Raw genomic sequence first — 14,114 nt, forward strand, 5'->3', positions numbered from 1 at the left:
TTCTAATAGTCATGAATTCATTCCTGAAATTTATCGGATGACCGCCATGGACCTGCGCGATCTCGCCTACTTCGAAACCATCGCCGAGCTCGGCCACCTGGGCCGCGCGGCGGAGCGCCTGGGGCGCAGCCAGCCGGCGCTGACCAAGAGCATCCAGCGCCTGGAGCAGTCCCTGGGCACCAGCCTGTTCCAGCGCGAGGGCCGGCGCATCCGCCTGACCCCCGCCGGCGAGCTGATGCTGCGGCGCGCCCGCCAGCTGCGCCAGGACATCGAGGAGACGCGCCGCGAGGTGCGCGACTTCGCCAGCGGCCTGGTGGGCAACATCCGCCTGGGCTGTGCCGCGACCATGGCCGAGTACCTGCTGCCGCCGCTGGTGGAGGAACTGCTGCAGCGCGCCCCGGAGGTGACCATCAGCCTGTCCCTGGGCCAGGACGACGTGTTGCGCGAGGCCCTGCGCAGCGGGCGCCTGGACATGGCGATCTGCTCGCGCATCCTCGACGACCCGCACCTGGCCAGCGAGCCGCTGCTGCAGGACCAGGTGGTGGTGGTGGCCAGCCGCGAGCACCCGCTGTTCGACGGCCCGGTGGCCATCGCCGACCTGTGCCGCTACCGCTGGGTGCTGCCGGCGCCCGGGGTGTCGTCGCGGCGCTGGATGGACGCCACCTTCCAGGCCCACGGCCTGCCGCCGCCGCAGGTGCAGATCGAGACCAACGCCATCCCCATGCTGCCCAACCTGATCGCCCGCACCCGCCTGCTCAGCTTCGTCGCCCGCGAAACGCTGGACGGCGGGCTGCATGGGATGGGCCAGTTGCGTGAGGTGAGGCTGGCGGAAACCACCCTGACGCGCACCATGGGCCTGGCGGTGCGCCAGGGCGCCTACCTGTCGCCGGCGGCGCAGTTGTTGCGGGGGATGCTGCAGGAGCATGCGGGGCGGTTCGGCGGGTAGGGGGCTGGGCTTTTCGTAGGAGCGAGGGGGCGTCTAGCCCTTGCTCGCGAACGGAGTTTGCCGGGGCCATTGGTGCTTCGAATTGACTCCGCCCCCTCTCCCCATCCCTCGGCTGCGCGCCCCGCCCTGAAGGGAGAGGGGGCTTGTCCGTGCCGAGAGAAGGAGTGGTTTCAGCCGGCAACCTTCGGAGTTGCCGGCTAACTCCAAAATACCCGAGCACGCCGAACGGTCCCCTCTCCCTTCAGGGAGAGGGTTAGGGAGAGGGAACAGAGGTGGGGTTGGCAGAGGAGTTATCGGGGAGATTGTTCGCGAGCAAGCTCGCTCCTACGAAGAGCAAAGCAGCAAAGCAGCGTCTCTTACCGGCTAGGCACCTCACCCACCACCGTAGTCCGATACATCTCACGCCGCATCCCATGGTAGTCCGACACCGGATAGTGCCAGGTACTGCGGTTGTCCCAGATCGCCAGGGTGCCCTGGCTCCAGCGCATGCGGCAGGTGAAGGCCGGCTGGGTGGCGATGCCGTAGAGGTAGTCCAGCAGCGGCTGCGCCTCGGCCGGGCGCATGCCCTTGATGCCGCTGGTATAGGCCGGGTTGACGAAGAGTATTTTCTTGCCGGTCTCCGGGTGGCGCGTCACCAGTGGGTGCGAGCGGGTCTCGCCGTCGGCGTTGCCGTAGCGCACCGCCATGTTCTCCATCAGGTCGTTGTGCTTGGCCTCGGCGCCGTAGGCGCGTTCCGGGCTGTGGATGGCGTCCAGGCTCTCCAGTTGCGCGCGCAGCTTGGGCGACAGCCACTCGTAGGCCAGCGCCATGTTGGCGTACAGGGTGTCGCCGCCGAACGGCGGGATGTCGTGGCCGTAGAGCAGGGTGAAGGCCGGCGGGCGTTCCTGGAACGACCAGTCGCTGTGCCAGGCGCCGCCGAACACCACCGGGGTCTTCTCGTCGGCCTCCTTGACCACCCGCACCACGTGGGGATGGTCGGGCAGGCCCTGGACGTAGGGCTCGCGGCCGAACTCGCCGAAGCGCAGGGTGACCGCCTCCAGGTCCTCGACGGCCAGCGACTGCCCGCGGATGAACAGCACCTTGTGCGCCAGCAGGGCCTGGCGCAGTTCGGCGAAGCCTTCCTCGCCCAGGGTGCGCAGGTCGACGCCGCTGACGTCCGCGCCTATGGCGCCGGTGGCGGGGACGATCTGGAAGTGGCGGTAGCTGGCGGCGCGGTTCTGGCTCGGCAAGGCGTAGAAGAACTCGAACATGGGGTGCCCTCTTGTTGGTGTTGTCGGCCTGTTGAGGATGGTCGCCGCGGCGTACTTGCGCCATGATGATCGGCGCCAGAAATTGATGATTCCCGCCACCTGCAGGAGCCCCCATGGACTGGCGACAGACCCGCGACATCACCGGCGTGCGCCACCTGCTGGACTGCGCCCGCAGCGAGGGCCTGGCCGCGGAGGCCTGCCTGGTGGGCAGCGCCATCGAGCCGCGCGAACTGGCCGGGCGCCATGCGCAGATCCAGGCCTGGCAGGAGCTGGCGGTGATCCGCAACCTGCTGCAGCAGGGCGCCCGCCCCGGCCTGGGCTTCGCCGCCGGGCGCCACTACCACCTCACCTCGCTGGGGTTGCTGGGCTTCACCATGCTCGCCTGCCGCAGCCTGCGGGAGGCCTTCGAGACCTTCGGCCGCTACCAGGGCCTGGCCCTGACGCTTTGCCCGGTGAGCAGCGAGGCCGAGCCGCGCGGGCACTGGATGATCTTCGACGACCAGGTGCTGCCGCCGGACGCCCGCGCCTTCGTGGTCGAGCGCGGCATCGCCGGCTGCCTGCAGCTGGCCGGCGAGCTGCTGCAGCGCCCGGTGCAGCCGCTGGCCCTGGAGCTGCGCGCCGAGGCGCCGGCCGACCCCGACGCCTATGCCTGCGCCTGGCCCTACCCGGTGCGCTTCGGCGCCACGCGCAACGCCCTGCTGTTCGCCCGCGCCGACCTGGAGGCCAGCCTGCCGCAGGCCAACCCGGACAGCCGCAGCAGTGGCGAGCAGTTGTGCGAGAAGCTCTGCGAGGAACTGGCGCTGCCCCTGGCCGCCACACCCACCGCACGGGCGGTGCAGCGCCTGCTGGTGCGCGATGCCGCGAGCCTGCCCGGCTGCCGCGAGGTGGCGCAGCGCCTGGGGCTTTCCGAGCGCACCCTGCAGCGCCGCCTGGCCGCCGAAGGCCAGCGCTTCCAGCCGCTGAGCGACGCCATCCGCCTGCGCCTGGCCGAGCGCCTGCTGCTGGAGTCGCGCATGGACCTGAACGGCGTCGCCCAGTGCCTGGGCTACGCCGAGGCGGCCAGCTTCTGCCGGGCCTTCCAGCGCTGGACCGGGACCACCCCGGGGCGCTGGAAGCGCCAGGCCGGGCCGTTGCCGGCGGGCTGAGCGCGGGCAAAAAAAGACCGGCCAGCGGCCGGTCGAGCGAGGGTGGAAAAAACTTTCAGGCGCAGACCGCGGCGATGGCCCGGGCCAGGTCGTCCAGGCGGTTGGCGTCCAGCCCGGCGACGTTGGCGCGGCCGCTGCCGACCAGGTACACGCTGTGTTCCTCGCGCAGGCGGCGCACCTGCTCCGGGCTCAGCCCGGTGTAGGAGAACATGCCGCGCTGGATGGCGATGTGCGCGAAGCGCTCGGCCAGGCCGTGGGGCTGCAGGGCCTCGACCAGGCCCAGGCGCAGCGCCGCGATGCGGGTGCGCATGGCGGTCACTTCCTCCAGCCAGACCTGCTTCAGCTCGGGATCGCCGAGGATGGTCGCCACCACCTCGGCGCCGTGGGCCGGCGGCGTGGACCAGAGGTTGCGCGCCAGGCTGGCCAGCTGGCTGCGCACGTTGCCCAGTTGTTCGGCGTTGGCGGCGCAGACGAGCAGGGCGCCGACGCGGTCGCGGTAGAGGCCGAAGTTCTTCGAGCAGGAGCTGGTCACCAGCAGCTCCGGCAGGCTCTCGGCGAACAGCCGCACGGCGCGGGCGTCCTCCTCCAGGCCGTCGCCGAAGCCCTGGTAGGCGAAGTCGATCAGCGGCAGCAGCTCGCGGCGGCGCACCACTTCCAGCACCTTCTGCCAGTCGTTGTAGGCCAGGTCGAAGCCGCTGGGGTTGTGGCAGCAGGCGTGCAGCAGCACCACGTCGCCGTGGGGCACCTTTTCCAGGGTGGCGAGCATGCCCTCCACGTCCAGGTGGTTGTCGGCGCCGACGTAGGGGTAGTGGTGTACCTTCAGGCCGGCGGCGGCGAACAGCGTCTCGTGGATCGGCCAGGTCGGGTCGCTGACCCAGATGCCGCGGCCGGGCAGGCAACGGGCGATGAAGTCCGCGGCCAGGCGCAGGGCGCCGGTGCCGCCGGGCGTCTGGCTGGCGTCGGCGCGCTGGCTGGCCAGCAGCGGCGAGTCGCTGCCCAGCACCAGTTCGCACAGGCGCGCGGCGAACAGCGCGTCGCCGTGGCCGCCGACGTAGCTCTTGGTGGTCTCGCGCTCCACCAGCAACTGCTCGGCGAGCTTCACCGCGCGGGGGATCGGCGTCAGGCCCTGGGCGTCCTTGTAGACGCCCACGCCCAGGTCCAGCTTGGCCGGGTTGGGGTCGGCGCGGTAGGCATCGAGCAGGCCGAGGATGGGGTCCCCGGGCACCCGGGGCACCTGGGCGAAATGGCTCATTTGCGGCCCTCGGCGACCTTGGCCAGCGCGTCGGTGCGCGCGGCCATGATGAAGTCGTTGCGGTGCAGGCCCTTGAGTTCGTGGCTCCACCAGGTGACGGTGACCTTGCCCCACTGGGTCAGCAGGTCCGGGTGGTGGCCTTCCTCCTCGGCGATGGCGCCGACGGCATTGGTGAAGGCCAGGGCGTGGCGGAAGTTCTTGAACAGGTACACGCGCTCCAGCTCCATGTGGCCGTCGCGCACCTCGATGTTCCAGTCCGGGATCTGCTTGATCAGTTCCGCCAGTTCCTCGTCGGAAACGTGGGGAGCGTCGGCGCGGCAGGCTTCGCAATGGGCTTGGTTGAGGGCGGTCATGGGGTTCTCCTTGTAAGGTTCGCAGGCAAGGCGTTGAGCTTAGGATTGTAGGAGCGAGGGGGGACGCCTGGTTCTTGCTCGCGAAGGGTTCGCGAGCAAGCTCGCTCCTACATTAGGTCAGGTAGCAGCGTTCGGGGTTCAGGCCGCCTGCTTCGGCGGGAACTTGGGCGCATGCAGGCCCAGCTGCATGGCCTGGCGGACCAGCGTCATGATGTCCTGGTGGGCCAGCTCGAACAGGCGCTTGAGCTCCGGCAGCACGAAATACAGCGGCTGCAGGATGTCGATGCGGTAGGGCGTACGCATGGCTTCCACGGGGTCGAATGCCTGGTGCTCGGGCTCGCCGGAGAGGCTGTAGACCGTCTCCTTCGGCGAGGAGAGGATGCCGCCGCCGTAGATGCGCCGGCCCTGCGGGGTGTCGAGCAGGCCGAACTCGATGGTCATCCAGTACAGCCGCGCCAGGTACACGCGTTCTTCCTTGCTGGCGGCCAGGCCGAGCTTGCCGTAGGTGTGGGTGAACTCGGCGAACCAGGGGTTGGTCAGCAGCGGGCAGTGGCCGAAGATCTCGTGGAAGATGTCCGGCTCCTGCAGGTAGTCCAGCTCCTCCGGGGTGCGGATGAAGGTGGCCACCGGGAACTGCTGGCTGGCCAGCAGCTCGAAGAAGGTCTGGAAGGGGATCAGCGCCGGGACGCGGGCGACGCGCCAGCCGGTGGCGCCTTGCAGTACGCGGTTGATCTCGCCCAGTTGCGGGATGCGGTCGTGGGGCAGGGCGAGTTGCTCGATGCCGTCCAGGTATTCCTGGCAGGCGCGGCCTTCGATCACCTTCAACTGGCGGGTGATCAGGGTGTTCCACACCTGGTGCTCGGCTTCGGGGTAGTGGATGAAACCGTCTTCGTCAGGTTGGCGGGCCACGTACTGCGTTGTCTTCATGGGTCCTCCGGCTTCGAGGCCTTTGTTGTTTTGATGCCTCAATCAATAGCCGCGTCGGCGTGCCCATGCAGCCCCTGCCTGCCGTGGGCGAGGGCTGCAAATCCCCTTTGCCTGTAAAGAAAAGGTTACGAATCGCGGTGAATCGCCAGGCATCGACTTGCTGATGACGCCGGCTGTCACATATTCTTGACGGAAATTTCCGCCCCGCCGGCGAAATCCGGCCGGGCGTCGCCCCGCACAACGACAATCACCGGGCTCGCCATGCGTATCAAAGTCCACTGCCAGAACCGCGTCGGCATCCTGCGCGACATCCTCAACCTGCTGGTCGACTACGGCATCAACGTCAACCGCGGCGAGGTCGGCGGCGAGCAGGGCAACGCCATCTACCTGCTCTGCCCGAACCTGATCAACCTGCAGTTCCAGTCGCTCAAGCCCAAGCTGGAGGTCATCCCCGGGGTGTTCGGCGTCAAGCGCGTCGGCCTGATGCCCAGCGAGCGCCGCCACCTGGAGCTGAACGCACTGCTGGCGGCGCTGGACTTCCCGGTGCTGTCCATCGACATGGCCGGGCAGATAGTCGCCGGCAACCGCGCCGCCGCGCAGTTGCTCGGGGTGCGCGTCGACGAGGTGCCGGGCATCCCCTGGCGCGCTACGCCGAGGACCTCGACCTGCCGGAGCTGGTGCGGGCGAACAAGGCGCGGATCAACGGCCTGCGGGTGAAGATCAAGGGCGACGTGTTCCTCGCCGACATCGCCCCGCTGCAGACCGAGCACGACGAAAGCGAGGCCCTGGCCGGCGCCGTGCTCACCCTGCACCGCGCCGACCGCGTCGGCGAGCGCATCTACAACGTGCGCAAGCACGAGCTGCGCGGCTTCGACAGCATTTTCCAGAGTTCGCGGGTGATGGCCGCGGTGGTGCGCGAGGCCCGGCGCATGGCGCCGCTGGACGCGCCGCTGCTGATCGAGGGCGAGACCGGCACCGGCAAGGAACTGCTGGCCCGCGCCTGCCACCTGGCCAGCCCGCGCGGGCAGTCGCCGTTCATGGCGCTGAACTGCGCCGGCCTGCCCGAATCCATGGCCGAGACCGAGCTGTTCGGCTACGGCCCCGGCGCCTTCGAGGGCGCGCGCCCGGAAGGCAAGCTCGGCCTGCTCGAACTCACCGCCGGCGGCACCCTGTTCCTCGACGGCGTCGGCGAGATGAGCCCGCGCCTGCAGGCCAAGCTGCTGCGCTTCCTGCAGGACGGCTGCTTCCGCCGGGTGGGCAGCGACGAGGAGGTGTACCTGGACGTGCGGGTGATCTGCGCCACCCAGGTGGACCTGTCCGAGCTGTGCGCCAAGGGCGAGTTCCGCCAGGACCTCTACCACCGCCTCAACGTGCTTTCGCTGCACATCCCGCCGCTGCGCGAATGCCTCGATGGCCTGGCGCCGCTGGTGGAGCACTTCCTCGACCAGGCCAGCCGGCAGATCGGCTGCCCGCTGCCGCAGCTGGCGGCCCAGGCCATGGACCGCCTGGGCCGCTACCACTGGCCGGGCAACGTGCGCCAGCTGGAGAACGTGCTGTTCCAGGCCGTCTCGCTGTGCGAGGGCGGCACCATCAAGGCCGAGCACATCCGCCTGCCGGACTACGGCGCGCCGCACCCCTTGGGTGACTTCTCCCTGGAAGGCGGCCTGGACGCCATCGTCGGCCGCTTCGAGCGCGCGGTGCTGGAGCGCCTGTACCGCGAGCACCCCAGCAGCCGCCTGCTGGGCAAGCGCCTGGGCGTCTCGCACACCACCATCGCCAACAAGCTGCGCCAGCACGGGTTGGGGCAGGGTGGGGAGTCGTAGGGGCCAGCTTGAAGCCCGGAGCCGCCTGTGGCCAAGGCCAAACGGCGGATAACGCGGAGCGTTATTCGCCCTACGCCAGACTCGACCGTGACGTAGGGCGTATAACCGTTCGCGGTTATACGCCGCCACACCAGGCGGCAACTGTGCTTCGGATTGACTCCGCCCCTCTCCCCAGCCCTCTCCCGCAAGCGGGAGAGGGAGCCGTCCGGCAGGGGCGGGAGGTTCGGCGTCAACCTGTAGGAGCGATTGTTCGCCCCACGCCAGGCTTGACCGTGACGTAGGGCGTATAACCGTTCGCGGTTATACGCCGCCACACCCAGGCGGCAATCCGCGCCAGGGTTGAACCTGGCCACCGCCTAGCCCCTAGCCGCGATCGGCGGCCCTTGAGGGCTTCGCGCGCTGCCACCATATTGGTGCCCATGAACCGACTCGCCAGCAGCGCGCCCCCCAGCGACGTCCTCCAGGGTTTCCACCCCGCCGTCGCCGCCTGGTTCGCCCGCCATTTCGCCGCGCCCACCCCGGCCCAGGTGCAGGCCTGGCCGTCGATCCGCGCCGGGCGCTCGACCCTGGTCGCCGCGCCCACCGGCTCTGGCAAGACCCTCACCGCCTTCCTCTCGGCCATCGACCAGTTGGTGCGCGAGGGCCTGGCCAACGGCGACGAGCTGCCGGACCGCACCTGCGTGGTCTACGTCTCGCCGCTCAAGGCGCTGTCCAACGACATCCGCATCAACCTGGAGGAGCCGCTGGCCGGCATCCGCGCCGAGCTGGAGCGCCTGGGCCTGCCGGCCGTGGACATCCGCAGCGCGGTGCGCACCGGCGACACCAGCCAGGGCGAGCGCGAGGCCATGCGCCGGCGGCCGCCGCACATCCTGGTGACCACCCCCGAATCCCTCTACGTGCTGCTCGGCTCCGACTCCGGGCGGCAGATGCTGGCCGGCGCGCGCAGCGTCATCGTCGACGAGATCCACGCCCTGGCCGGCAGCAAGCGCGGCAGCCACCTGGCGCTGTCCCTGGAACGCCTGCAGGCGCTATGCGCCGAACCGCTGGTGCGCATCGGCCTGTCGGCCACGCAGAAGCCCATCGAGGCAGTGGCGGAATTCCTCTGCGGCCACGCGGACTGCCGCATCGTCGACATCGGCTACAGCCGCGCCCGCGACCTGGGCATCGAGGTGCCGCCGGCGCCGCTGGAGGCGGTGATGTCCCACGAGGTCTGGGACAGCGTCTACGACCGACTCGCCGCGCTGGCCGAGGAGCACCGCACCACCCTGGTCTTCGTGAATACCCGGCGCCTGGCCGAGCGCATTACCCGCCACCTGGGCGAGCGCCTGGGGATCGACAAGGTCGCCGCGCACCACGGCAGCCTGTCCAAGGAACAGCGCCTGGGCGCCGAGCAACGGCTCAAGGCCGGGCGCCTGACGGTGCTGGTGGCCACCGCCTCGCTGGAACTGGGCATCGACATCGGCGACGTCGAACTGGTCTGCCAGGTCGCCTCGCCGCGTTCCATCGCCTCCTTCCTGCAGCGTGTCGGGCGTTCCGGGCACAGCGTCGGCGGCACGCCCAAGGGCCGGCTGTTCCCGACCTCCCGCGACGAACTGATCGAATGCGTGGCGCTGCTCGACAGCGTGCGCCGCGACGAACTGGACGCCCTGGCGATCCCCCGCGCGCCGCTGGACGTGCTGGCCCAGCAGATAGTCGCCGAAGTGGCCTGCCGCGAATGGCGCGAGGACGAACTCTACCAACTGCTGACCCATGCCCAGCCCTACGCCGGCCTGCCGCGCGAGCGCTTCGACGCCGTGCTGCGCATGCTCGTCGAGGGCTACACCAGCCGCAACGGCCAGCGCGGCGCCTACCTGCACCGCGACGGCGTCCACGGCCTGCTGCGCGGCCGGCGCGGCGCGCGGCTGACCGCGGTGACCTCCGGCGGCACCATCCCCGACGCCGGCGACTACCAGGTGCTGCTGGAGCCCCAGGGCCTGGCCGTGGGCACGGTGAACGAGGACTTCGCCGTGGAGAGCCTGGCCGGCGACGTGTTCCAGCTGGGCAACGTGTCCTACCGCATCCTCCGCGTGGAACCGGGCAAGGTGCGCGTCGAGGACGCCCAGGGCCTGCCGCCGAACATCCCGTTCTGGCTGGGCGAGGCGCCGGGGCGCAGCGACGAGCTTTCGGTCAGCGTGTCGCGCCTGCGCGAGCGCCTGGATGACCTGCTGGCCGAAGGGCAGGGCAGTGCCGAACCCCTGGCCCCGGCGCTGCGCTGGCTGGAGGACGACCTCGGCCTGCAGAAAGCCGCGGCGCGCCAACTGGTGGAGTACCTGGCCCGCGCCCGCGCCGCCCTCGGCGTGCTGCCGAGCCAGTCGGCGCTGGTGCTGGAGCGCTTCTTCGACGAATCCGGCGGCATGCAGCTGGTGCTGCACTCGCCCTACGGCAGCCGCATCAACCGCGCCTGGGGCCTGGCCCTGCGCAAGCGTTTCTGCCGCACCTTCAACTTCGAGCTGCAGGCGGCGGCCACCGAGGATGCCATCATCCTCTCGCTGTCCACCAGCCACAGCTTCCCGCTGGACGAGGTGTGGCGCTACCTGAACGCGAAGAACGCCGAGCACGTGCTCGTCCAGGCCCTGCTCGACGCTCCGTTGTTCGGCGTGCGCTGGCGCTGGAACGCCACCACCTCGCTGGCCCTGCCGCGCTTCCGCGGCGGCCGCAAGGTGGCGCCGCAACTGCAACGCATGCGCAGCGAGGATCTGCTGGCCTCGGTATTCCCCGATCAGGTGGCATGCCTGGAGAACATTGTTGGCGAGCGGCAGATTCCTGATCACCCGCTGGTGGCCCAGACCCTCGACGACTGCCTGCACGAAGCCATGGACTGCGAGGGCTGGCTGGCCCTGCTGCGGCGCATGGAGGCCGGCGAGGTGGCGCTGCATGCCCGCGACCTGCCGGCCCCTTCGCCGCTGGCGGCGGAAGTGCTCAGCGCCAGCCCCTACGCCTACCTCGACGACGCCCCGCTGGAAGAGCGCCGCACCCAGGCCGTGCTGAGCCGGCGCTGGAGCGACCCGGAATCGGCCGACGACCTGGGCGCACTGGACCCCGAGGCCATCGCCGCGGTGCGCGCCGAAGCCTGGCCGCAGGCCCGCGACCCCGACGAGATGCACGAGGCGCTGACCGGCCTGGGCTGCATCCTCGCCGAGGAAGCCCGCGCCAACCTGGGCTGGGAGCTGCTGCTGGGGCGCCTGGCCAAGGCCGGACGGGCAACGCGCCTGCGCAGTGGCGAGGCTGACCTCTGGGTGGCCGCCGAACGCCTCAGCCAGTTGCTGGCGGTCTATCCACAGGCGCGCTTGTCACCGGCGCTGCAACTGCCGGCGGCGCTGCAGGAAGGCTGGTCCGCCGAGGACGCGCGCCTGGAATTGCTGCGCGCGCGCCTGACCGGCTTCGGCCCGCGCACCCAGGCGCAACTGGCCACCGACCTCGACCTGCCGGCTGCCGACGTAGCCTTCGCCCTGGCCGGCCTGGAGCGGGAGGGCTATGTGCTGCGCGGCCGCTTCAGCCCCGACGCCGACGGCGAGCAATGGTGCGAGCGCCACCTGCTGGCGCGCATCCACCGCTACACGGTGCGCCGCCTGCGCCGCGAGATCGAGCCGGTGGAGCGCGCCGACTTCATGCGCTTCCTGTTCGACTGGCAGCGGGTGTCCCGGGCCACGCGGGTGCGCGGCGCCGAGGCCCTGGCCGGCGTGCTGAGCCAGCTGGAAGGCTTCCAGGCCGCCGCCGGGGCCTGGGAAAGCGACCTGCTGCCGGCGCGGGTGGCCGACTACGGCATCAACTGGCTGGACGACCTGTGCCGCGCCGGCCGCCTGGTCTGGGCGCGCCTGCCGAGCCGGAGCACGGCGCGCGGGCGCAGCGGCGCCGGGCCGCTGCGCAGCACCCCCATCGTCCTGCTGCCGCGCCGTCAGCTGCCGCTGTGGGGCGCGCTGTGCGCCGACGCGCCGGAGCCCGAGCTGTCCTCCAGGGCGCAGAAGGTGCTGCAGGCCTTGCAGGAGCAAGGCGCGCTCTTTTTCGACGAACTTTCCAGCGAGGCGCACCTGCTGCGCAGCGAACTGGAAATGGCCCTCGGCGAACTGGTGGCGGTGGGCCGGGTGAACGCCGACAGCTTCGCCGGCCTGCGCGCGCTGCTGCTGCCGGCGGCCAAGCGCAGCCGCCAGGAGCGCCGGGCCCGCACGCCGCTGTTCGGCATGGCCGACGCCGGCCGCTGGGCGCTGCTGCGCCGCCCGCGCAACGAACTGCTGGAGGGCCAGCCGCCACGCCTGCAGGCCGAAGTGCTGGAGCACGTCGCCATGACCCTGCTGCGCCGCTACGGCGTGGTCTGCTGGCGCGTGCTGGAACGCGAGGCCGACTGGCTGCCGCCCTGGCGCGACCTGCTGCGCGTCTACCATCGCCTGGAAGCCCGCGGGGAAATCCGCGGCGGGCGCTTCGTCGCCGGCCTCACCGGCGAACAGTTCGCCCTGCCCGAGGCCGTGGGCCTGCTGCGCGAAGTGCGCCGGCGCGAGAAGGACGGCGAATACCTGGTGCTCTCGGCGGTGGACCCGCTCAACCTCGCCGGCACCCTGCTGCCGGGCAGCAAGGTCCCGGCGGTGGCCGGCAACCGCGTGCTCTACCGCGACGGCGTCGCCCTGGGCGCGCTCATCGCCGGCAAGCCGGTGCTCTGGGCGGAGCTGCCGGCGGAGGAAATGGCGAAGGCGCGGGAGTCGCTGATCCGACGCCTTTAGGCGCATTCGTCAGCGAGGGCGTTCTGCCGGTAGGTGGAATCCTCGATTGGCGTGGGATGCTTTGCTGATGCCCGGAGTGGCTAGGCGTTAACGTTTTTCGCCTGCCGCCATCGCTTGACTGGAGCCTCCACTGTTCATGGAGGACCCAGCATGCACCCTCGTCCATATCTGCATTGCCTGCTCCCAGGAGTGGGAGCCTTGTTGATCAGCCAGGCCTGCCTGGCGGAATACCAGTGGCGCGACGCGACCCGTACCCCCTGGCCCTCGGCCGAAGCCGCCTGCGAGCAGGGCGAGAGCCTTCGCAAACTGCTCCAGAAGCGCGAGCAGAGCCCCGGCCAGCAGTGGCGCATCAACAGCTACTCGCTCACCGACCTCGACGGCACGGAGTCCATTTGCCGCTTCGTGATCGAGCGCCGCTTGTTCGGTCGCTGGCTACCCGACACCTACCACCTTTCCTCTGTCTACCGTTCCGGCGAGGCGGACCTTTGCCCCAGCGGCGTGCTGGATGGCAGCGGCCAGTGTTGCGCGCAATGCCAGAGCAACGAATGCAACGACAGCAACCCCATCCTCGGCGCCACCGGGCAGAAGGTGCAGGTCGAGGTCGATCTGAGCGTGCCCGGCTCCAGGCTGGGCTTCAGCCGCAACTACTGGAGCAGCCGCAACCAGGCCGGCGACCTCGGAGTCGGCTGGAGCCATGGCTGGAACCAGCGCATCGCCAAGCTCACGGCAGACACGCTGAAGGCCTATCGCGACGACGGCCGGGCAGTCGCTTTCACCCGCGTGGCGGGCAAGTGGACGGCCAGTGCCGACGAGCGCCTCACGCTGGTCGAACTGCCCGAACAGGGCGGCTGGAGCCTCACCGGCGCCGACGCCAGCGTCGAAACCTACGATGCGCTCGGGCAACTGCGGCGCCTCGACCCGGTGATCGGCAGCAGCCTGCAGTTCACCCGGGATACCGGCGGCCGCCTGGTGCGGATCAGCGATGCCGGCGGCCGCCAGATCAGCCTCGGCTACGACGGCGAACGGCTGGCGAGCCTGCAGTTCGGCGACTGGAGCGTCAGCTACCGCTACGACGACCGCGGCCGCCTCGCCAGCGTCATGCGGGGTGACGAAGAGCAGCACTACCACTACGAAGTCGCCGAGCGCCCGCAGCTGCTCACGGGGATCACCGATGCCCGCGGCCTGCGCTTCGCCACCTGGACCTACGACGCCCAGGGGCGCGCCACCTCCAGCAGCCATGCCGGCGAGGCCGGCAGCGTGCAGTTCGCCTACCTCGATGCCAACCGCGTGCGGATCACCAACCCCCTGGGCAAGTCGATGCTCTACCACTACCAGACCTTCGACCAGCGCCGCCTGGTCACCCGCCGCGACGGCGAAGCCAGCGCCCACTGCCCGGCCGCCAGCCAGCAGGTCACCTACCTGGCCAGCGGGCTGCCGGCCAGCCGAACCGACTGGAACGGCAACCTGACCACCTACCAGTACGACGCGCGCGGCCTGGAAATCTCCCGTACCGAGGCCGCCGGCACCGCGCAGGCCCGCACCATCGCCACCACCTGGCATCCCACCCTGGCCCTGCCGCTGAGCATCACCGAGGCGGGGCGGGTCACCCGCTACCAGTACGACGGGCGTGGTCGCGTCATCGCGCAAACCACCGAAGCGCTTTGAGC

8 protein-coding genes and 1 pseudogene are annotated in these 14,114 nt (G+C 70.4%); 5 read left to right on the forward strand and 4 right to left on the reverse strand.

The window, feature by feature from the left end:
* The first annotated feature begins 46 nt into the window (after window positions 1-46).
* Window positions 47-946: a LysR family transcriptional regulator gene (locus PKO50_RS07110; RefSeq protein WP_275629227.1), complete on the forward strand. Its 900-nt coding sequence runs from the start codon at window positions 47-49 to the stop codon at window positions 944-946.
* 356 nt (window positions 947-1,302) lie between these two features.
* Here the strand turns inward: PKO50_RS07110 and PKO50_RS07115 are convergent, their stop codons facing one another.
* Entirely contained in the window at window positions 1,303-2,196 is an 894-nt protein-coding gene (locus tag PKO50_RS07115; RefSeq protein ID WP_275629228.1) for a TauD/TfdA family dioxygenase, read from the reverse strand.
* Between the two features lie 113 nt (window positions 2,197-2,309).
* Here PKO50_RS07115 and PKO50_RS07120 point away from each other — a divergent pair, with 113 nt between their 5' ends.
* Window positions 2,310-3,341, forward strand: a complete 1,032-nt coding sequence (locus PKO50_RS07120; RefSeq protein ID WP_275629229.1) for an AraC family transcriptional regulator — start codon at window positions 2,310-2,312, stop codon at window positions 3,339-3,341.
* Window positions 3,342-3,396: 55 nt separating this feature from the next.
* Here PKO50_RS07120 and PKO50_RS07125 read toward each other — a convergent pair whose 3' ends face one another.
* The 3 genes from PKO50_RS07125 to phhA form a co-directional block, all read right to left on the reverse strand.
* Entirely contained in the window at window positions 3,397-4,593 is a 1,197-nt protein-coding gene (locus PKO50_RS07125; protein WP_275629230.1) for an amino acid aminotransferase, read from the reverse strand.
* On the reverse strand, window positions 4,590-4,946 hold the full coding sequence (locus PKO50_RS07130; RefSeq protein ID WP_089393569.1) for a 4a-hydroxytetrahydrobiopterin dehydratase: 357 nt from the start codon (window positions 4,944-4,946) through the stop codon (window positions 4,590-4,592). The genes PKO50_RS07125 and PKO50_RS07130 overlap by 4 nt, the downstream gene beginning before the upstream one ends.
* Window positions 4,947-5,084: 138 nt before the next feature.
* On the reverse strand, window positions 5,085-5,873 hold the full coding sequence (gene phhA / locus PKO50_RS07135; protein ID WP_275629231.1) for a phenylalanine 4-monooxygenase: 789 nt from the start codon (window positions 5,871-5,873) through the stop codon (window positions 5,085-5,087).
* A gap of 261 nt (window positions 5,874-6,134) precedes the next feature.
* Between phhA and PKO50_RS07140 the strand changes: the two are divergent.
* The 3 genes and pseudogenes from PKO50_RS07140 (at window position 6,135) to PKO50_RS07150 (ending at window position 14,112) form a co-directional block, all read left to right on the forward strand.
* Window positions 6,135-7,696, forward strand: a pseudogene (locus PKO50_RS07140) (sigma-54-dependent transcriptional regulator).
* Between the two features lie 419 nt (window positions 7,697-8,115).
* Window positions 8,116-12,447 (forward strand): DEAD/DEAH box helicase, encoded by a 4,332-nt coding sequence (locus tag PKO50_RS07145; RefSeq protein WP_275629232.1) that lies wholly within the window; start codon window positions 8,116-8,118, stop codon window positions 12,445-12,447.
* Window positions 12,448-12,645: 198 nt separating this feature from the next.
* Window positions 12,646-14,112 carry a DUF6531 domain-containing protein gene (locus PKO50_RS07150; protein WP_275629233.1) on the forward strand — a complete coding sequence of 489 codons (1,467 nt, stop codon included), beginning with the start codon at window positions 12,646-12,648 and terminating at the stop codon, window positions 14,110-14,112.
* Window positions 14,113-14,114: the final 2 nt, after the last annotated feature.

This window comes from Pseudomonas sp. 273 (assembly GCF_029201425.1).
Lineage (GTDB): Bacteria > Pseudomonadota > Gammaproteobacteria > Pseudomonadales > Pseudomonadaceae > Pseudomonas > Pseudomonas delhiensis.

Coding starts and splice junctions, on each gene's coding strand:
- PKO50_RS07110 (WP_275629227.1), top strand. CDS start 47: ATGGACCTGCGCGATCTCGCCTACTTCGAAACCATCGCCGAGCTCGGC.
- PKO50_RS07115 (WP_275629228.1), bottom strand. CDS start 2,196: ATGTTCGAGTTCTTCTACGCCTTGCCGAGCCAGAACCGCGCCGCCAGC.
- PKO50_RS07120 (WP_275629229.1), top strand. CDS start 2,310: ATGGACTGGCGACAGACCCGCGACATCACCGGCGTGCGCCACCTGCTG.
- PKO50_RS07125 (WP_275629230.1), bottom strand. CDS start 4,593: ATGAGCCATTTCGCCCAGGTGCCCCGGGTGCCCGGGGACCCCATCCTC.
- PKO50_RS07130 (WP_089393569.1), bottom strand. CDS start 4,946: ATGACCGCCCTCAACCAAGCCCATTGCGAAGCCTGCCGCGCCGACGCT.
- phhA (WP_275629231.1), bottom strand. CDS start 5,873: ATGAAGACAACGCAGTACGTGGCCCGCCAACCTGACGAAGACGGTTTC.
- PKO50_RS07145 (WP_275629232.1), top strand. CDS start 8,116: ATGAACCGACTCGCCAGCAGCGCGCCCCCCAGCGACGTCCTCCAGGGT.